The following is a 19,092-nucleotide window of genomic DNA, read 5'->3' on the forward strand; positions in this document are numbered from 1 at the left end:
CCGGCCGGGGCGCGGGAAGCGGGGAAGCGTGGGCGGCGCAACCGGTGGCACAGCCACCGTGGAGGAACGCGGTGGCCGGGCCCGGCAGCCGGGCTCCGGTGAACCACCGGTGCAGCGCGCCCGGCGCCGACTGCGGCTCCCGCGCCGCCGCACGGCGCTGGTCGTCTCGGTGGCGCTGGTCGCCGGCGGCTCGTTCGGCGCCTGGGCGCTGTACGGGTCCTCCTGGCTCCGGGTGGAGCGGGTGGCGGTCAGCGGGACCCGGGTGCTGTCCGAGGAGCGGGTGCGCACGGTGGCGGACATCCCGCTCGGTGAGCCGATGGCGGGCGTCGACAAGGACGCGGTCGCCGACCGGCTCACCGAGCGGCTCCGCCGCATCGCCTCGGTCGAGGTGGTGCGCAGCTGGCCGGACGCGGTCGCCGTCAAGGTGACCGAGCGCCGCCCCGAGGTGGTGCTGGAGAAGTCCTCCGATCCCGGCAAGTACGTCGAGGTGGACCGCACGGGCCTGCCCTACGCGACGGTCGTGAGCCGTCCGGAGGGCGTCCCGCTCCTGGTGCTGGAGCCGGAGTCGTCCGCCGCCGACCGCCGGTTCGGCGCCGACCGGTTGCGCCGGGCGGCCGTCGAGGTGGCCTCGGCGCTGCCCGTCGCGGTCCGCCGGGACACCGGCACCATCCGGGTCCGCAGTTACGACTCCATCACGCTGGAACTCAGCGGGGGACGTACGGTGATGTGGGGGAGTCGGGAAGGGAGCGGGGCGAAGGCGGAGGCGCTCGGTGCGCTGCTGAAGGCCCGTGGGAAGGCTGGACACTTCGATGTCAGCGTTCCCAGCGCCCCGGCGGTGGCCGGAAGTTGACGCACCGACGGAGCGCCCTGCCCCCTGACTGGCTAGCGCAATGCCTGATCACATAGGGTGAAAAGAAAAACGGGAGGTTCGGCGTGTTCGTTGAACGCGCAGCGCTTGTCGACTTAGTGTCCGTTCCGAGAACTTCAAGGAACGACAGCACTGGTAACCCTAAACTTCATCGTTAGGGTTCGGGTCGGCATTCGGAACCGTCCCATCGGCATAGGTCGCGCGCACCGCAACCAACCGTGGAGCGGCGACACGTAACTCGAGGCGAGAGGCCTTCGACGTGGCAGCACCGCAGAACTACCTCGCAGTCATCAAGGTCGTCGGTATCGGCGGCGGTGGCGTGAACGCCATCAACCGGATGATCGAGGTCGGTCTCAAGGGCGTCGAGTTCATCGCGATCAATACCGATGCGCAGGCCCTGTTGATGAGCGACGCCGACGTCAAGCTGGATGTGGGCCGCGAGCTCACCCGCGGTCTGGGCGCCGGGGCCAACCCGGACGTCGGCCGCAAGGCGTCGGAGGATCACCGGGAGGAGATCGAGGAGGTCCTCAAGGGGGCCGACATGGTCTTCGTCACCGCCGGCGAGGGCGGCGGCACCGGAACCGGCGGGGCCCCCGTCGTCGCCAACATCGCTCGCTCGCTCGGCGCGCTGACCATCGGCGTCGTCACCCGTCCGTTCACCTTCGAGGGCCGCCGCCGCGCCAACCAGGCGGAGGACGGCATCGCCCTCCTGCGGGACGAGGTCGACACCCTCATCGTGATCCCCAACGACCGGCTGCTCTCCATCTCGGACCGGCAGGTGAGCGTCCTCGACGCCTTCAAGTCGGCTGACCAGGTGCTGCTCTCCGGCGTTCAGGGCATCACCGACCTGATCACCACCCCGGGCCTGATCAACCTGGACTTCGCCGACGTCAAGTCCGTGATGTCGGAGGCCGGTTCCGCCCTGATGGGGATCGGTTCGGCCCGCGGCGACGACCGGGCCGTCGCGGCGGCCGAGATGGCCATCTCCTCACCGCTGCTCGAAGCGTCGATCGACGGCGCCCGGGGCGTGCTCCTGTCCATCTCCGGCGGCTCCGATCTCGGCCTGTTCGAGATCAACGAGGCGGCGCAGCTCGTCAGCGAGGCGGCCCACCCCGAGGCGAACATCATCTTCGGTGCGGTCATCGACGACGCGCTCGGCGACGAGGTGCGGGTCACCGTCATCGCGGCCGGGTTCGACGGCGGCCAGCCCCCGTCGAAGAACCGCGACAAGGTGCTCGGCGCCTACGGCAAGGAGGACGGCCAGCCGCCGGCCCGTGCCGCCGGTTCCACCGAGCCGGAGCGCGGCAGCTTCGGCGGGCTCGGCAGTGTGCCCGCCCGCGAGGAGGAGCCGGAGCCCGCTCCGGTCGACCCGGCGCCCGTCAGCGAGGTCCCGGCGCCCGCGCCGAGCACCCCGCAGGTGCCGCCGGCCCGTCCGTACCAGGACAGCCAGGCCGAGGAGCTCGACGTCCCGGACTTCCTGAAGTGACGCTCCTCCCGCCGATCGCCTCCGAGCCCGGCACGACGTGATACGGCAGCACGAATCCGGCAGCGGCGCGCACTTCGCCTTCACCGACAGGTGGGGCGGGGTGAGCGCCGTTCCGTATGCCGGCCTCAACCTGGGCGGTGCCGTGGGGGACGACCCCGGGGCGGTGCGCACCAACCGGGAGCGTGCTGCGGCCGCCCTGGGGCGTGCCGCGGACACCGTGGTCTGGATGAACCAGGTGCACGGCCGGCAGGTCGCGGTCGTCGACGACCGCTGGCCAGGGGAGCCGCTCCCGGAGGTCGACGCGGTGGTCACCGCCCGGCGGGAGCTGACGCTCGCGGTGCTCACCGCCGACTGCACGCCGGTGCTGCTGGCCGACCCGGTGGCGGGAATCCTGGGCGCGGCGCACGCCGGGCGCCCGGGACTGCTGGCCGGTGTCGTGCCCGCGGCGGTCCGGACGATGACCGCACGGGGTGGGGAGCCGGCGCGCATGACCGCCTGGACCGGTCCCTCGGTGTGCGGCCGCTGCTACGAGGTACCCGGGGAGATGCGCGAGGAGGTGGCGACGGTCGTCCCGGAGGCGTACGCCGTCACCCGCCGGGGCACGCCGGCGCTCGACGTGGCGGCCGGGGTGCGCGCGCAACTGACCGGACTCGGAGTGCCCCGGGTCGCCGACGCCGGTGTCTGCACACTGGAGTCGGCGGATCATTTCTCGTACCGCCGGGAGCGGACCACGGGTCGGCTGGCGAGTTACGTATGGCTGGAGGAGTGAGCGGAACGATGACGGAGACCGCGGCGCGCAGGGCCGAACTGGCCGCGAACCTGGAGCGCGTGGAGCGGCGCATCGACGCGGCGTGCGCCGCGGCCGGCCGGCCGCGCTCCGAGGTGACCCTGATCGTGGTCACCAAGACCAGGCCCGCGTCCGACGTTCGGCTGCTCGCGGAGCTGGGTGTCCGGCACGTCGCCGAGAACCGGGACCAGGAGGCGGCACCGAAGGCGGCCGCCTGCGCCCACCTCCCGCTGGTCTGGCACTTCGTGGGGCAGTTGCAGACCAATAAGGCCCGTTCCGTGGCGGGATACTGCGATTATGTCCACTCTGTCGACCGCCTGCGGCTGGTGACCGCGCTCTCCGGGGCCGCCGTTCAGCACGGCCGCGAGGTGGGCTGCCTGCTCCAGGTGGCCCTCGACAAGGAGTCACCGGATGCCGCGGAGGGCCGCGGTGGCGCGCAACCGGCCGGGTTGGACGAGTTGGCCGACGCGGTGGCGGATGCCGACGCCCTGCGACTCGCCGGGGTGATGACCGTGGCGCCGCTGGAGGGACCCTGGGCGGGACGCCCGCGAGCGGCCTTCGGGCGGCTGGCCGAAATCTCAACCGGCCTGCGGCGGCGGGTTCCTGCTGCAAGCATGATATCGGCGGGGATGAGCGGGGACCTGGAGGACGCCGTGGCGGCCGGAGCGACACATGTACGCGTCGGCACTGCGGTACTCGGAGTCCGCCCCGGGCTCCGGTAACGTCACGAAGAAAGTCGGACCACAGCAGAAAATATGGTCATTCCCGACGAAGGGGAGGACCGCGTGGATTCCAGGCCCACCGGTGACGGAGCCGATCCACCACCGAGCGGAGGATGCGGAGCATGGCCGGCGCGATGCGCAAGATGGCGGTCTACCTCGGCCTCGTGGAGGACGATGGTTATGACGGCCGGGGTTACGACCCCGACGACGAATTCGAACCCGAGCCCGAGCCCGAGCGCGACCGGCGGCGCCACCAGGCCCACCCGGTGGTGCAGGAAGTGGAGCCGGAGGAGCCCGTCCGGGCCGTCCACCCGCCCGCTCAACGGGAACGTGAGCAATCTCCCGCCCTCGTCGGCGACGGGGGACGAGCGGCCCGGATCGCCCCCGTGTCATCCATCACACCTGATCGTCCGAACCTGGAGAAGAGTGCGCCGGTGATCATGCCCAAGGTCGTGTCGGAGCGGGAGCCGTACCGGATCACCACACTTCACCCCCGGACCTACAACGAGGCCCGTACCATCGGGGAACACTTCCGCGAGGGCACGCCGGTGATCATGAACCTGACCGAGATGGACGACACGGACGCGAAGCGACTTGTCGACTTTGCGGCCGGACTGGTCTTCGGGCTGCACGGGAGTATTGAGCGGGTGACGCAGAAGGTGTTCCTCCTGTCTCCTGCTAACGTCGATGTAACGGCGGAGGACAAGGCCCGCATCGCAGAGGGCGGGTTCTTCAACCAGAGCTGAGTCACGACACCGGATCGACCCCGGCCACCAGGCCGGAGGACCGCAGGGGAGAGGGAAGCGCGGAATGGACATCGCACAACAGGTGATCCTGGTTGCGCTGCAATGCTTTCTCGGCGTGCTGATCTTCCGGCTGGTGATGGACTACGTCTTCATGTTCGCCCGCTCATGGCAGCCCGGCAAGGCGATGGTGGTCGTTCTGGAGGCCACCTACACTGTCACTGATCCGCCACTCAAGCTGCTGCGGCGGTTCATCCCGCCGCTGCGCTTCGGGGGTGTGGCGCTCGACCTGTCCTTCTTCGTATTGATGATCATCGTTTACATCCTGATCACCGTGGTGGCCAGCCTGTGAGCGAGTACGGTCTTGCCGATATGCCGATGACCTACGTTGAGGTGAAGAGATGCCGTTGACCCCCGAGGACGTGCGGAACAAGCAGTTCACGACCGTCCGCCTCCGAGAAGGCTATGACGAGGACGAGGTCGATGCCTTCCTGGACGAGGTCGAAGCCGAACTGACCCGCCTGCTCCGGGAGAACGAGGACCTGCGCGCCAAGCTGGCCGCGGCGACTCGGGCCGCGGCGCAGAACCAGCAGCAACAGGGCATGCGCAAGCAGGAGCCTCCCCAGGAGCAACAGCAGCGACCCGGGGGCGCCCCGGTGCCCGCTGCCATATCCGGACCGCAGCCGGTGCCTCCGGGGCAGCAGCACCCGGGGCAGCACCCCGGCCAGCAGCACCCTCCCGGTCAGCAGCACCCCGGCCAGCAGCAGCACCCCGGCCAGCAGATGGGCGGACCGCCCCAACTCCCCGGCGGGGCTCCTCAACTCCCGGCGGGTCCTGGCGGGCACCCGCAGCACCCGCAGCACCAGCAGCAGCACCCCCAGCAACAGCAGCACCAGCAGCACCAGGGCGGTCCGCACGGCCCCGGCCCCATGGGCCAGGGCGGCCCCATGGGCGGCCACAGCGGTCCGCCGCAGATGCAGCAGGCGCAGCAGCAGGGCGGTGGCGGCGGTGGCCAGAACAACGAGAGCGCCGCGCGTGTGCTCTCGCTGGCCCAGCAGACCGCGGACCAGGCGATCGCCGAGGCGCGTTCCGAGGCCAACAAGATCGTCGGTGAGGCACGCAGCCGCGCCGAGGGTCTGGAGCGGGACGCCCGCGCCAAGGCGGACGCCCTTGAGCGGGACGCCCAGGAGAAGCACCGGGTGGCGATGGGCTCGCTGGAGTCCGCCCGCGCCACACTGGAGCGTAAGGTCGAGGACCTGCGCGGCTTCGAGCGGGAGTACCGCACCCGGCTGAAGTCCTACCTGGAGAGCCAGCTGCGTCAGTTGGAGAACCAGGCGGACGACTCGCTCGCCCCGCCGCGTTCGCCGGCGGCCCCCTCGCTGCCGGCCTCGCCCTCGATGGCTTCGGCGGGTGCGCCCTCCGGGAACACCATGGGCGGCCACCAGCAGATGGGTGGCAACCAGTCCATGGGCGGCAACCAGCAGATGGGCGGCCACGGCGGACACTCGCAGGGTGGCGGCAACCAGGGCTACGGCGGGCAGCAGCAGATGTCCCCGGCGATGACGCAGCCGATGGCACCGGTCAGGCCGCAGGGCCCGCAGCCCATGCAGCAGGCCCCGTCGCCGATGCGCGGCTTCCTCATCGACGAGGACGACAGCTGACGAGCGGAGCTGCCCGCCGCGCGTAGCGGCGGGCGCCCACACCACGGCATATCGCAGGGGCCGGGTCCGCAGCGGACCCGGCCCTTCGCCGCGCCCGGAGCACGGGCCGGCGCGAGGCGGAGGGACGGAAGGCGGAGGGGAACTGTCCCGCGGGACAGTTCCCCTCCGCGCCGCGCCGCGCCGCCCGGCTCGGGCGGCGCGGCTGCTCAGACCTTGCGCAAGCGGAAGCCCAGCCCCAGCGCCTCGTCGGTGAACGGCGCACCGAACGAGTCGTCCGGCACCCCGTCGCCGAGGTCGGTGGCCAGGACCTCGTTGGCGATCAGTGAGCGGTGTTCGGCCAGCGCGGTGGCCAGCTCCTCGTCCGCCGTCCGCCAGCGCAGCGCGATCCGGTCCGCCACGTCCAGGCCGGAGTTCTTGCGGGCCTCCTGGATGAGCCTGATCACGTCCCTGGCCAGTCCGGCACGGCGCAGCTCGGGCGTGATCTCCAGGTCCAGGGCGACCGTCGCGCCGGTGTCCGAGGCGACGGACCAGCCCTCCCGGGGCGTCTCGGTGACAATGACCTCCTCGGGGGCCAGCGCCACCCGCTCGCCGTCCACCTCGACCGCCGCAGTGCCGGCGCGCAGCGCGGCGGAGAGCGCGGCGGCGTCCGCCTCCGCGATCGCCCTGGCGACCGGCTGGGTGCCCTTGCCGAACCGGCGTCCCAGCGCGCGGAAGTTGGCCTTCGCGGAGGTGTCCACCAGCGAGCCGCCGACATCCGACAGCGAGGCGAGCCTGCTGACGTTCAGCTCCTCGGCCACCTGCTCGCGCAGGTCCTCGTCGAGGAGCTCGAAGCCCTGTGCGGCCACCAGTGCCCGGGACAGCGGCTGACGGGTCTTGACACCCGACTCGGCGCGGGTGGCCCGTCCCAGCTCCACCAGGCGGCGTACGAGCAGCATGTCCCCGGACAACTGCGGGTCCACCGCGTCCGGATCGGCCACCGGCCAGTCGGCCAGGTGCACCGACTCGGGTGCGTTAGGGGCCACCGGGACGACCAGGTCCTGCCACACCCGCTCGGAGATGAACGGCACCAGTGGCGCCATCAGCCGGGTGACCGTCTCCAGCACCTCGTGCAGGGTGCGGAGCGCGGCCGGGTCGGCCTGCCAGAAGCGCCGCCGGGACCGGCGTACGTACCAGTTGGAGAGGTCGTCCACGAAGGTGGACAGCAGCTTGCCCGCGCGCTGGGTGTCGTAGCCCTCCATGGCGACCGTCACCTGGTCCACCAGGGCGTGCAGTTCGCTCAGCAGCCAGCGGTCCAGCAGCGGCCGGCGAGCGGGCTCGGGGTCGGTGGGGCTGGGGGCCCAGCCGCCCGTGCGCGCGTACAGGGCCTGGAAGGCGACGGTGTTCCAGTACGTCAGCAGGGTCTTGCGGACGACTTCCTGGATGGTGCCGTGGCCGACCCGCCGGGCGGCCCACGGGGACCCGCCGGCCGCCATGAACCAGCGCACCGCGTCGGCGCCGTGCTGCTCCATGAGCTGGAGCGGCTCCAGGATGTTGCCCAGGTGCTTGGACATCTTCCTGCCGTCCTCGGCCAGGATGTGCCCGAGGCAGACCACGTTCTGGTACGAGGACTTGTCGAAGACCAGGGTGCCGACGGCCATCAGCGTGTAGAACCAGCCGCGGGTCTGGTCGATCGCCTCGGAGATGAACTGGGCCGGGTAGCGGCGTTCGAACAGCTCCTTGTTCCGGTACGGGTAGCCCCACTGCGCGAAGGGCATCGATCCCGAGTCGTACCAGGCGTCGATCACCTCGGGCACCCGGGCGGCGGTGAGCGAGCATCCCTCGGCCGTGCAGGGGAAGGTGACCTCGTCGATGTACGGGCGGTGCGGGTCGAGGCCGCTCTGGTCCCGCCCCGTCAGCTCCGACAGTTCGGCGAGCGAACCGACGCAGGTGAGGTGCTGCTCCTCGCACCGCCACACCGGCAGCGGGGTGCCCCAGTAGCGGTTCCGGGAGAGCGCCCAGTCGACGTTGTTGCTCAGCCAGTCGCCGAACCGGCCGTGCTTGACCGATTCCGGGAACCAGTTGGTCCCCTCGTTCTCCCGCAGCAGAGCGTCCTTGATCTGCGTGGTGCGGATGTACCAGGACGGCTGCGCGTAGTAGAGCAGCGCGGTGTGGCAGCGCCAGCAGTGCGGGTAGCTGTGCTCGTAGGCCACGTGCCGGAACAGCGCGCCCCCGGCCTCCAGATCGGCGACGAGCGCCTCGTCGGCCTTCTTGAAGAACACGCCGCCCACCAGCGGGAGGTCCGCCTCGAAGGTCCCGTCCGGACGGACCGGGTTCACCACGGGGAGCCCGTACGCGCGGCACACCTCGAGGTCGTCCTCGCCGAAGGCGGGGGACTGGTGCACCAGTCCGGTGCCGTCCTCGGTCGTCACGTACGCGGCGTTCACGACGTAGTGCGCGTCCGGAATGTCCACCAGGTCGAACGGGCGCCGGTAGGTCCAGCGCTCCGTCTCGGCGCCGGTGAAGGTCTGCCCGGTGGCCGTCCAGCCCTCGCCGAGCGCCGACTCCAGCAGCGGCTCGGCCACCACCAGCTTCTCGTTCCCGTCGGTGGCCACCGCGTAGACCACGTCCGGGTGGGTCGCCACGGCGGTGTTGGAGACCAGCGTCCAGGGGGTGGTCGTCCAGACCAGCAGTGAGGCCTCCCCCGCCAGGGGGCCGGAGGTGAGCGGGAAGCGGACGTACACCGAGGGGTCGACGACCGTCTCGTACCCTTGGGCCAGCTCGTGGTCGGACAGGCCGGTGCCGCACCGCGGGCACCAGGGCGCCACCCGGTGGTCCTGGACCAGCAGGCCCTTGGTGAAGATCTCCTTCAGTGACCACCACACCGACTCGATGTACTGCGGGTCCATCGTCCGGTAGGCGTCGTCCAGGTCGACCCAGTAGCCCATCCGGCGCGTCAGGTCGGCGAAGGCGTCGGTGTGGCGGGTGACGGACTCGCGGCATTTCGCGTTGAACTCCGCGACGCCGTAGTTCTCGATGTCCTTCTTGCCGTTGAAGCCCAGCTCTTTCTCCACCGCGAGCTCCACCGGGAGGCCGTGGCAGTCCCAGCCGGCCTTGCGGGCCACATGGTAGCCGCGCATGGTGCGGAAGCGGGGGAAGACGTCCTTGAAGACCCTGGCCTCGATGTGGTGGGCGCCCGGCATGCCGTTCCCGGTGGGCGGGCCCTCGTAGAACACCCACTCGGGGCGGCCCTCGGACTGCTCCAGAGTGCGGGCGAAGATCTTCTGGTCCTGCCAGAAACGGAGCGTCTCGTGCTCCAGCGCGGGCAGGTCGACCTGGGCGGGCACCTGGCGGTATTGCGGGGTCGGACTCATCGGGCGTTCCTCCGGCGGACACGGCTTCTTCCGTCGGAGGGACGAGCGCTCCGCCTGATCGGCGGGGCACCCGCGGTACCACCCTCCTTGGCGCCGCGGACCGGCCGCGGAACCCTCTCGTCGAGGTCGGGCCGCCCCGAGGGGGCCGGCCCTGCGTGCCGGTTCTACTCGCTCTGTCGAGCTTTCCTCCGGCGGCTCGGGGGTGATCTTCGCGTCGCGCCGGCCCCCGGGCTCACACCGTCCCCGGGTCGCTGCGGGCTGCACACGGACGCTACTCGTCCCCTTCCACGCCTTTCGCTGCCGACCAGTGTACGGGCCGCCCGTGAGCGGTGCGGAGCGTTTTCCCGCCGCCGAGCGGGGCACAACGCTTCCAGACCGGCGTGCCACGTTGCCGTGCGCGGGGAGTCGATTTATCGTTCCGGGACGATTTGCGAGCAAGATCACAGTATGTGCGGACGCTCGCTCGTACAGTCGACGCGAGCCGCCCTCCGACAGCACGGAGCACACGCAGGGCACGACCCGAGGCGACCCGTCCCGGGCGCCGGGGCCGGAAGGAGCGGACGAGGAAGGCATCGGCGGGCGGAACCCGGGCAGGCCCTCGAATCGTTGACGAAGGCCACGGCGCGGAATCGCCGGGGTGCGGGCGTGCGCGGCACGCCCGGTGAGGCAGCATGATCGAGGCGGCGGGTAGACCTGCCGCCAGGACGGTGTCCGCCGAGGCGGGCACACAGCAGACGGGAGCCAAGACGGTGGCTGCGAAGAAGACGACGACCGAGAAGCCCTCGGCGGTGCCATCGGCCCGCGCCTCCGCGGCGGCTGCCGCCTCGGACCTGGCGGTACGGGCCGGCGAGGACCCGTGGACTCCCGAGGAGGTGGAGGAGGCCCGGGTCGGCCTCCAGACGGAGGCCCAGCGGCTCCGGGAGGAGATCGACGCCTCGGAGAAGGCGCTCAACGGCCTGATGCGGGACTCGGGCGACGGCGCGGGCGACGACCAGGCCGACACCGGGACGAAGAACGTCACCCGCGAGCACGAGATGGCCGTCACCGAGAACGCCCGGGAGATGGTCTACCAGAGCGAGCGCGCCCTGGAGCGGCTGGAGGCCGGGACCTACGGCCTCTGCGAGAGCTGCGGCAAGGCGATCGGCAAGGCCAGGATGCAGGCCTTCCCGCGGGCCACGCTCTGCGTCGAGTGCAAGCAGAAGCAGGAACGCCGCTGAGCGGAATGCAGCCCGGAGAGGCAGCGGGCCCCTCCGGGCGCGCGTGTCGTACTCTCATCCCGTGACAGCAGAGGCGGAGCAGGCCATCGACGAAGCGCCGGAACACACCGCGGACGAAACGGCGGAGCGACCCAGGGGCAGGCGCAGGATCGCGGTGCTCCTCGGCGTCGCCGCGCTGGCCTACCTCCTTGACCTGGTCACCAAGCTGATCGTGGTCGCCGAACTGGAGAACCAGGGGACGATCGAGGTCCTCGGCACCTGGTTGCAGTTCCACGTGGTGCGCAACTCCGGTGCCGCGTTCGGCATGGGCGAGGCGCTGACGATCGTCTTCACCGCCATCGCGGCCGCGGTCGTGGTGGTGATCTTCCGGATCGCCCGCAAGCTCTACAGCACGCCCTGGGCCCTCGCGCTCGGCCTGCTGCTGGGCGGTGCGCTCGGCAACCTCACCGACCGGGTCTTCCGCTCGCCCGGGCCGCTGCACGGCGCCGTGGTGGACTTCATCGCGCCGGCCCACTTCGCCGTGTTCAACCTGGCGGACTCCGCCATCGTCTGCGGCGGCGTCCTGATCGTCGTGCTGTCCTTCCGCGGCCTCGACCCGGACGGCACCGTCCACCGCGACTGAGCCGCCGCGGTCAACGGCGGGTGATCCGCACCGACCACGCGCCGCCCTCCGACCGGAGCACCTCGAACGTCGTCCCGTCGGCCCGGTGGACCCCACCGGGCTGGAACGGCGCGTCGGCCAGCTCGGCGAGCTGTTCGCTCCGGCCACCGCCCCGGCAGACGCCGCCGCCGCTGCGCGGCTCCGCGTCCACCACCCGCACCGGCCCGCGCCCGGAGCGCACCCGGGAGTCCACCGAGTACAGCAGTACGCCCTCGGTGCACACCCCGGCGTCGAGGCCGCTGCGGGTGCGCGCCTCCGCCACCAGTACGGTGCCGGGGCCGGTCTTCACCACCGCGATTCGGGCGCCGTCCGGGGAACCGATCGGCTTCAGCCGGTACGCGGCCGTGCCGCGGCCCGCGCAGTGCACCTCACCGGTGGTGAGCCAGCCCAGCTTCCACTTGTGCCAGCCGATCAGATCGCTCCGGCCGGCGATGCTCATGGTGTCCCAGCCGCCGGCGAACTCCACCGAGGCGCCCTCGCGCGCGTTGTAGAGGTCGGGCAGCCCGTAGAGGTGGTTCGCCTCGTGGACGAAGTTGCCGCGCTGCCACGCCGCGCTGTCCGACCTCCTGCCGAACACCAGGGCCGCCGCGTTCAGCGCACGGTCCCCGGCCGTCAGGCCGCGGAAGGTGTACGCCTGGGACACCATCGGGCTCGCCGGCACGTTGTCGTCGGCCACCACGTAGACCAGGTCGGTGGACCCGAAGCCGGTGCCCGAGGCGATCGCCGCGTCCACGGCGTCCTGCACATACCGCCGCATCGCAGCCGCCGAGCTGCCGCGGGCGATCCCGTACGCGGGCCAGGCCTCGGGCATCCGCACCCAGGCGGTGGCCTCGTGCTCCAGCCGGTACCTGCCGTACGACGCTTGCCGCAGGTAGTCTTCGGCGTAGTCCGCGAAGAACGCCGCCCGCTCCGCCGCCGCCGAACGGGCCGGAAGGCCGGGGAAGTCGACCATGACGAGGGTGGCCTTCCGGGTGCCCACCGGCCGGATGTACCGGTCTCCGTGCGGACCCTCGCCGACGCCGCCGCCCGGATGCGGCGCGATCGCGCACGGCCCCTCGATGTCCGCCGCCGGGGCGGCCCGCGAGGGCGCCGGCGCCGCGCCCAGCAGCACCGCGCCGACCACCGCCAGCACCGGAAGGCTCCGGGGCAGCCGCGCCCGGGCCACGGCGGGTACGGAGGGGACGGTGCGCGGGCGAGCGCGGTGAGCGGGGGAGCGGGACGGCATCGGGCGACTCCTGCGGGGCCGGGCGGAGGACGGTGGACGCGCCGGCGCCGTCGGCCGGTGGCGGAGGCCGCGTCGGACCGCGGCGACGTTCCGTGTCCACACCGTCACCGGGACCGGCCCGCTCCGCACTCCGGGCCGGTCCGAAGGGGTGGCCCTCCTCCGGCATACTCGGACGGGTGAGTACCCCACTGCCTTCCGAGGTCCGAACCCTGCCCGTGCCCGACGGTCTGGAGGGCGAGCGTCTCGACGCCGCCCTGGCCAGGCTGTTCGGCTTCTCCCGCACCAAGGCGGCCGAACTGGCCGCGGCCGGCAGGGTCCGGCTGGACGGGAGGGACGCGGCCAAGTCGGACCGTGTGTACGGCGGCGCCTGGCTGGAGGTCGAGATGCCGGAGCCGCCCTCGCCGGTGCGGATCGTCGCGGAGCCGGTCGAGGGCATGGAGATCGTGCACGACGACGAGGACCTCGTGGTCGTGATGAAGCCGGTCGGTGTCGCCGCGCACCCCAGTCCCGGGTGGGCCGGCACCACCGTCATCGGCGGCCTGGCCGCCGCCGGCTACGCCATCACGACCTCCGGTGCCGCCGAGCGCCAGGGCATCGTCCACCGGCTCGACGTCGGCACCTCGGGGCTGATGGCCGTGGCCAAGTCGGAGCGCGCCTACACCCTGCTCAAGCAGCAGTTCCGGGAGCGGACGGTGGACAAGCGTTACCACGCGCTGGTCCAGGGTCACCCGGATCCGATGAGCGGCACCATCGACGCGCCGATCGGACGCCACCCGCAGCACGACTACAAGTGGGCCGTCACCGCGGAGGGCAAGGACTCCGTCACCCACTACGACCTGATCGAGGCCTTCCGGGCGGCCAGCCTCCTGGGCGTCAAGCTGGAGACCGGGCGCACCCACCAGATCCGGGTGCACATGGCCGCGCACCGCCACCCTTGCGTCGGTGACCTCACCTACGGAGCGGACCCGACGCTGGCCAAGCGACTCGGCCTCACCCGCCAGTGGCTGCACGCCGTCCGGCTGGGGTTCAGCCACCCGTCCGACGGCCGCTGGGTGGAGTTCGAGAGCGGCTACCCGGACGACCTCCGCCTCGCCCTGGAGAAGGTCGCGGCGGAGAGCGCGTAGGGCACGGAACGCCCCGGCCGTGCCTCCCGGAAGCGCGGCCGGGGTGTTCCGGTTCAGATCTGCCGGGGGCCCTGCGGGGCGTGGGCCGCGTCGGGGGAGGTGCGCACCTTGGGAAGCGCGTGGGGGTGCTTCTCCTGGAGCCAGGTGACCAGTGCCTCGCGGACCTCGCAGCGCAGCGTCCAGATGTCGTCCGCCGTCCTGGCCGTCATCGAGGCCCGGACCTCGATGGTCGAGGGGGTGGTGTCGGTGACCACCAGGCTCCAGTTGCGGCCGTCCCAGGAGTCGCTGGCTCGCACGACCTCCTCGGTCCGCCCCCGCAGTTCGGCGATCGGCGTGGTGTGGTCGAGCTGGAGGAAGACGGTGCCGGTCATCTGCGGCCCGCCGCGGGACCAGTTCTCGAACGGCTTGCTGGTGAAGTACGAGACCGGCATGGTGATCCGGCGCTCGTCCCAGGTCAGCACCACCAGGTACGAGACGGTGATCTCGTCGACCGTGCCCCACTCGCCGTCCACCACGACGGTGTCGCCGATCCGCACCATGTCGCCGAAGGCGATGGAGAGTCCGGCGAAGAGGTTGCCGAGCGTCGACTGGGCGGCGATACCGGCGACGATGCCCAGCACACCCGCCGAGGCCAGCATCGAGGTGCCGACCGTCTTCATCGCCGGGAACTGGAGCATGATCGCCGCTACCGCGATCACTGTCACCACGGCCGTCACCAGCCGCTGGATCAGGGTGAGCTGGGTGCGTACCCGCCGGGCCCGCGCCGGGTCCTGGGCCACGCCCGAGTAGCGCGAGGCGGCGGTCTCCGCTATCGCGGTGACGATCCGCAGGGCCAGCCAGGCGGAGGCGGCGATCATGATGATCGTCAACCAGAGCTCGGCCAGCTCCTTGTCGTCCCGGATCAGCTTGGCACTGCCGAAGAACCCCTTGACGAGCGCCACGAACAGCACCGCCTGCAACGGGAACCGGCCTCGGCGGAGCATGCCCCACATGGGCGTCTCCGGGTGGCGGCGGTCGATTCTGACCAGCAGCAGATCGACACCCCAACCCAACAGGCCTGCGAGGAGGAGGGCGCCGCCGAATACGATGACGGGCCGCAGCACGTCTTCCATGTTGATCTCGACTCCTTGAGCGAAATGAGTTCAGGGCCGACCGTACCCGCCCGGATGGAAGGTCCGGCACCGAGGTGAGACGCTGCTGTCAGGACGAGCGAAAGAGTGACACTGTGGCGACGGTTGTGCTGTTCCATTCCGCCTACGGCCCCGGGCCCGCGGTCGCATCCGCTGCTCAGCGGATGCGCGAGGCCGGGCACGAGGTGCACACCCCGGACCTGTACGGCGGCCGGACGGCCTCGACCGTCGAGGAGGGAATGGCCGTCAAGGAGGAGATCGGCCGTGACGAACTCCTCATGCGCGCGGTCACCGCGACGGGTCCGCTGAGCGAACGCGGGCTGGTGTACGCCGGCCTCTCCCTGGGCGGTTCGGTGGCGCAGAACCTCGCCCTTGCCGACCGCCGCGCCCGCGGGCTGCTCCTGCTCCACGGCACCTCGGACCTCGCCGACGACGCCGCGGTGGACGAACTCCCCGTGCAGCTCCACGTCGCCGATCCTGACCCCTTCGAGCCGCACGACTGGCTGAACGCCTGGTACCTGCGGATGCGGCGGGCCGGCGCCGAGGTGGAGGTCCACCGCTACCCGGGGGCCGGCCACCTCTACACCGCCCCGGAGCTGCCCGACTGGGACGAGGAGGCGACCGCGCGGACCTGGCGGGTGGCGCTCGGCTTCCTCGCCGAGATCGGCTGAGCGGGCTCCGGTCCGGCCGTGCCGCTCGGGCCGCCGCGCACCCGGGGACGCGCGGGAGGGCGCCCCTCCGGCCATCTCGGGCTCGCGGTGGCAGACATGGACCCGGTCGGCCGCGTCGTCGCTCAGGTAGCGGCCGACGCAGTCGTCCGCCTCCGTCTCCCCGGTCCTGGAGGGAGCCGCCGGGCACCGGCTCCCTCACGAGCCACGGGTGCGGCCGCTGGTCGACGATGTGGTGGATCGTCACCACGTGCGGACGGCTCAGCCGGGCCAGGGCACGTGCCTCGCGCAGCATGCGGGAGGGCGCGGAGTCCTCCGGAACGAGCAGCGGGTCGGATGGTCTGACCTCTTGCTGCGCGACCTCGCGCTGGAGCGCGAGGTCGCGCGTTCGCCACACGGCGCCCATCCCGCAGGCGCCCAGGCGGTCGAGCAGCTCGAAGCGCCCGCCGACGATGTGTCCCTGAGTACCCCCGGCCAGCGGGCCAGACTACGGGTGGGCGGCCAACTTCGTTCGCCGCGTCCGGATTTCGGCTGCCCCTCGCTCGGATCCCGGGCAGAACCGGTCCCGGGCTTGCCTTGTCCGGTGGTGGCGGCAACCATCCTGGGGTGTCCTTCTCCGCCTCCGGCCCCCGGCCGGACGACCCGCCCGTCCCCGCCGCGGCGCCCGTCCCCGCTGCGGTTCCCGCGCCGACCCGGCAGCCGCTGCCGCCCCACGCGGTGCCGCCACCGTCGCAGCCGCCGCGTTCGGAGCGGCCGCGGACCGGCCGCCGACGGGCCGCGGCGGCTCCGGGTACGGGCGGCGCCGTCGCCATGCTGGCCGTCACCCTCGCTGCCGCGCTCGTACCGCTGCTGGGCCCCGGGACGGCCCTGCACGGCACGGGGGAGGGGTCCGGACCGGGAGCCGGCACGGTGGCCCTGCTGCGCACGGTGATGTTTCTCGCCCTCTCAGTCCACCTCGGGGGGCTGGCCACCGCCCACTGGGCCCGCCGTACCCCCGGCGCCCCGGACGGGCCGCTGCCCGCCGCCTGGCCGGTGGCCGCGTCCGCCGCCGGTCTGGCGGCGGCCTTCGGCCTCGCCTCCATCGTCTCCACCGGCAACCTCCTGCCGCAGCAGTGGGCCGATCTCGACCTCGGCGGCTTGTACCGGACCAGGGACGGCCTGCTGGCCCTGATCGAGGTCAACGCCTTCGCCGCCGCGGCGCTCTGCGCCACCACCCGGCGGCCGGGGAGCGCGACCCTGCCGCTGGCCGCGGTGATCGTGGCCGAGGCGCTGCGGGCCCACCCGGAGATGCACAGCCCGCTGGTCGGCAGCGCGATGACTCTGCTGCACCTGAGCTGCGCGGCGCTGTGGACGGGAGGTCTGCTGCACGTGGTGCGGACCGTACGGCAGTGGCGCCGCCGCGCCCCCCGGGCCGCCGCGGCGCTCCTCGGCCGCTACGCCCGGGTGGCGCTGGGGCTGTTCGCGGTGCTCACGGCCACCGGCATCGTCAGCACGCTGCGGCGGCTGCCGCCGGACGCGGTGACGAGCACGGCGTACGGGCGGACGCTGACCGCGAAGCTGCTGCTGGTGGGGGTGGTGGCCGTACTGGCGCTGCTCGCCCGCCGCCGGCTGCACACCGCGTCCGATCCCGCGTCCGCGCTGGTGCCGGCGCGGACGGAGAACCTGGTATTGGTCGTGGTGGTGGCGCTCTCCGCCCTGTTGACGGCCGTCCCGGTGCCCGTCTTCTGGTGAGGTCCCCACCGGCGCATGCCGCCCGAGTCCGCGCGGTGTGCGCGCGGACCCGGGGGCGCCGCTCCGCCGGGCGTCAGCCCTTGAGGGCCTTGTCCACAGCGGTGTTGAACTGCTCCGGCGTGATGATCGGAGTGCCCTCCTGGGCGCCCTCGACCGTCAGCTTCTCGCCGTCCATCTTGAAGGCGGGGGTGCCCGAGACGTCGCTGTCGTCGAACTTCTTCGACATCTCCAGCGCCCAGCGGTCGAAGGTGCCGCTGGTGACGTTCTCGGCGAACTCCTCGTTGCCCTTCAGCTCGTCGACCTCCTCGGCGACGTCGAGGAGGTAGTCGTCGTCGGCGAAGTCGTCCGCGCTCTCCTCCGGGTGGTACTCGGCGGAGTACAGCATGCCCTTGTAGTCGAGGAAGGCCTGCTGGCTGACGTCCAGCGCCGCGCCGAGCGCGCTCAGCGAGTTCTTGGAGCCGGTGCCGGGCGCCATGTTGTCGATGAAGGTGGCCATGGTGAACGAGGCCTTGTACTTGCCCTCCTCCAGGTCCTTCTTGACGACCTCGCCGCTCGCCTGCTCGAAGGCGGCGCAGGTCGGGCAGCGCATGTCCTCGTAGATCTCCAGCGTCTTCTCTGCGTCCGTCTCGCCGATGACGACGTTCAGGCCCGTGTCCCCGGAGGCGTTGGCGGGCTTGACGAGTTCCGCGTCCTGCGCGGCGTCCCAGTCGCTGCCGTCGTCGCCGCTGTTCAGGTTGGTGACGGCGAAGCCGATGCCCGCGGCGACGGCGAGCACGGCGACGACGGCGCCGGCCACGCCGAGCTGGCGGCGGACCTTCTCCTTCTTCGCCTGCTTCTCGCGCTCCACCCGCAGCCGCTCCCGGGCGGTCCGCTTCGCTTCCTGGCTGTTGCGCTTGCTCATGGTGTGGGTTCTCCGTGTGAGGACGTGGTGACGGGGGGCTCAAGCTGCGGTGGTCAGCCCGCCCGGGGGCCCTCGTCGGACGACGGAGTGGGTGAGCAGCGGAATCCGGCGCACCGGCGCCGGGTGGCTGACGGGACGCAGCGGCCCGCGGTCCCGGGCGCCCGTCGGGCGCAGCCCGGTCAGAGCGCGCAGGAGCAGCCGGAACGGAGCGACCGCCTCGGCGGCGGCCGCCCGCAGCAGCCGGCCCAGCGCCGTCTCGCCGCGCTGCAGCCAGCCGGCGGCGGCGAGGCCGAGGCCGAGGTGCGCGGCGAGCAGCAGCCACGGCCCGGCCGGGTGCGCCGAGGAGGTGCCCGAGGTGTCGGCCGCCATCCGTGCCAGCGGGGTGCCGAAGTCGCCGCCGGCGCAGATGAGGTCGAACCCCACCGCGCGCAGCGGTCCGGTCACTGGGCCGCCCGAGGGGCCGTAGCAGGTCTGCTGCCCGGCGGTGAACACGGTGTCGGCAGCCAGTTCCAGCGGTGCCAGCAGTGCGGCGATGCGCCAGAAGCCGCGTTCCCTGCCGGCGAGGGCGAAGGCGATCGCGAAGACGGCCAGCGTCACACCGGCCAGCGGGAGCAGGGGCAGCGGGTTCGCGGAGAGCAGCACGTGGGTGCCCGCGGACAGCGTGACACACACCGCGGTGAAGACCGCGGCGCGAGCCGTGCGGACGCCGAGCGCTGTGACTGCCATCGCGCAGAGTGTGCCATGGACCCGGTTAAACGTCAGGTGAAGCGGACCGGGGCCGCTGCGGGACCGGCCCGGGGCCGCCCGCCGGGAGGTGC

General features: G+C 72.3%; 17 protein-coding genes and 1 pseudogene. 12 read left to right on the forward strand and 6 right to left on the reverse strand.

The window, feature by feature from the left end:
• Positions 1-28: 28 nt before the first annotated feature.
• From H300_RS0100990 to H300_RS29055, 7 genes are all read left to right on the forward strand, one after another.
• Positions 29-850 carry an FtsQ-type POTRA domain-containing protein gene (locus H300_RS0100990; protein WP_051269260.1) on the forward strand — a complete coding sequence of 274 codons (822 nt, stop codon included), beginning with the start codon at positions 29-31 and terminating at the stop codon, positions 848-850.
• A 277-nt stretch (positions 851-1,127) separates the two neighbouring features.
• A complete protein-coding gene (gene ftsZ, locus H300_RS0100995; RefSeq protein ID WP_028425909.1) occupies positions 1,128-2,354 on the forward strand; it encodes a cell division protein FtsZ in 1,227 nt (408 codons plus the stop codon).
• Between the two features lie 37 nt (positions 2,355-2,391).
• Positions 2,392-3,123 carry a peptidoglycan editing factor PgeF gene (pgeF, locus tag H300_RS0101000; RefSeq protein ID WP_028425910.1) on the forward strand — a complete coding sequence of 244 codons (732 nt, stop codon included), beginning with the start codon at positions 2,392-2,394 and terminating at the stop codon, positions 3,121-3,123.
• Positions 3,124-3,131: 8 nt separating this feature from the next.
• Complete coding sequence (locus tag H300_RS0101005; protein WP_028425911.1) at positions 3,132-3,863, forward strand: YggS family pyridoxal phosphate-dependent enzyme; 732 nt, start codon at positions 3,132-3,134, stop codon at positions 3,861-3,863.
• A 122-nt stretch (positions 3,864-3,985) separates the two neighbouring features.
• Positions 3,986-4,609 carry a cell division protein SepF gene (locus H300_RS0101010; protein WP_028425912.1) on the forward strand — a complete coding sequence of 208 codons (624 nt, stop codon included), beginning with the start codon at positions 3,986-3,988 and terminating at the stop codon, positions 4,607-4,609.
• Between the two features lie 64 nt (positions 4,610-4,673).
• Entirely contained in the window at positions 4,674-4,958 is a 285-nt protein-coding gene (locus H300_RS0101015; RefSeq protein ID WP_028425913.1) for a YggT family protein, read from the forward strand.
• Positions 4,959-5,007: 49 nt separating this feature from the next.
• A complete protein-coding gene (locus H300_RS29055; RefSeq protein WP_051269262.1) occupies positions 5,008-6,267 on the forward strand; it encodes a DivIVA domain-containing protein in 1,260 nt (419 codons plus the stop codon).
• 206 nt (positions 6,268-6,473) lie between these two features.
• Here H300_RS29055 and ileS read toward each other — a convergent pair whose 3' ends face one another.
• On the reverse strand, positions 6,474-9,617 hold the full coding sequence (ileS, locus tag H300_RS0101030) for an isoleucine--tRNA ligase (RefSeq protein ID WP_028425916.1): 3,144 nt from the start codon (positions 9,615-9,617) through the stop codon (positions 6,474-6,476).
• Between the two features lie 671 nt (positions 9,618-10,288).
• Here ileS and H300_RS29060 point away from each other — a divergent pair.
• Complete coding sequence (locus H300_RS29060) at positions 10,289-10,834, forward strand: TraR/DksA family transcriptional regulator (protein ID WP_078515618.1); 546 nt, start codon at positions 10,289-10,291, stop codon at positions 10,832-10,834.
• A 61-nt stretch (positions 10,835-10,895) separates the two neighbouring features.
• The gene (lspA, locus tag H300_RS24360; RefSeq protein WP_078515650.1) at positions 10,896-11,456 is read left to right on the forward strand and encodes a signal peptidase II; all 561 of its coding nucleotides are present in this window, start codon (positions 10,896-10,898) and stop codon (positions 11,454-11,456) included.
• 10 nt (positions 11,457-11,466) lie between these two features.
• Here the strand turns inward: lspA and H300_RS24365 are convergent, their stop codons facing one another.
• The gene (locus H300_RS24365) at positions 11,467-12,720 is read right to left on the reverse strand and encodes a metallopeptidase domain-containing protein (RefSeq protein ID WP_158678302.1); all 1,254 of its coding nucleotides are present in this window, start codon (positions 12,718-12,720) and stop codon (positions 11,467-11,469) included.
• 176 nt (positions 12,721-12,896) lie between these two features.
• Here H300_RS24365 and H300_RS0101050 point away from each other — a divergent pair, with 176 nt between their 5' ends.
• Positions 12,897-13,844 (forward strand): RluA family pseudouridine synthase, encoded by a 948-nt coding sequence (locus H300_RS0101050; protein ID WP_028425917.1) that lies wholly within the window; start codon positions 12,897-12,899, stop codon positions 13,842-13,844.
• Between the two features lie 53 nt (positions 13,845-13,897).
• Here H300_RS0101050 and H300_RS24370 read toward each other — a convergent pair whose 3' ends face one another.
• Positions 13,898-14,956 (reverse strand): mechanosensitive ion channel domain-containing protein, encoded by a 1,059-nt coding sequence (locus tag H300_RS24370; protein WP_037978794.1) that lies wholly within the window; start codon positions 14,954-14,956, stop codon positions 13,898-13,900.
• Positions 14,957-15,069: 113 nt separating this feature from the next.
• Here H300_RS24370 and H300_RS0101060 point away from each other — a divergent pair, with 113 nt between their 5' ends.
• Positions 15,070-15,645, forward strand: coding sequence for a dienelactone hydrolase family protein (locus H300_RS0101060; RefSeq protein WP_037978795.1), 576 nt, complete (start codon positions 15,070-15,072; stop codon positions 15,643-15,645).
• A gap of 160 nt (positions 15,646-15,805) precedes the next feature.
• On the opposite strand, the pseudogene H300_RS32050 reads toward H300_RS0101060, so the two are convergent.
• Positions 15,806-16,048, reverse strand: a pseudogene (locus tag H300_RS32050) (serine/threonine-protein kinase); the annotation flags it as partial.
• A 200-nt stretch (positions 16,049-16,248) separates the two neighbouring features.
• Between H300_RS32050 and H300_RS0101065 the strand changes: the two are divergent.
• Positions 16,249-17,373: a CopD family protein gene (locus tag H300_RS0101065; RefSeq protein WP_486583425.1), complete on the forward strand. Its 1,125-nt coding sequence runs from the start codon at positions 16,249-16,251 to the stop codon at positions 17,371-17,373.
• Between the two features lie 73 nt (positions 17,374-17,446).
• Here H300_RS0101065 and H300_RS0101070 read toward each other — a convergent pair whose 3' ends face one another.
• Together H300_RS0101070 and H300_RS0101075 are read right to left on the reverse strand one after the other, a co-directional pair.
• Positions 17,447-18,274, reverse strand: coding sequence for a thioredoxin domain-containing protein (locus H300_RS0101070; RefSeq protein ID WP_028425920.1), 828 nt, complete (start codon positions 18,272-18,274; stop codon positions 17,447-17,449).
• A 39-nt stretch (positions 18,275-18,313) separates the two neighbouring features.
• The gene (locus H300_RS0101075; RefSeq protein WP_028425921.1) at positions 18,314-19,000 is read right to left on the reverse strand and encodes a hypothetical protein; all 687 of its coding nucleotides are present in this window, start codon (positions 18,998-19,000) and stop codon (positions 18,314-18,316) included.
• Positions 19,001-19,092 lie beyond the last annotated feature (92 nt).

The sequence above is a fragment of the Streptomyces sp. TAA040 genome, from assembly GCF_000424845.1.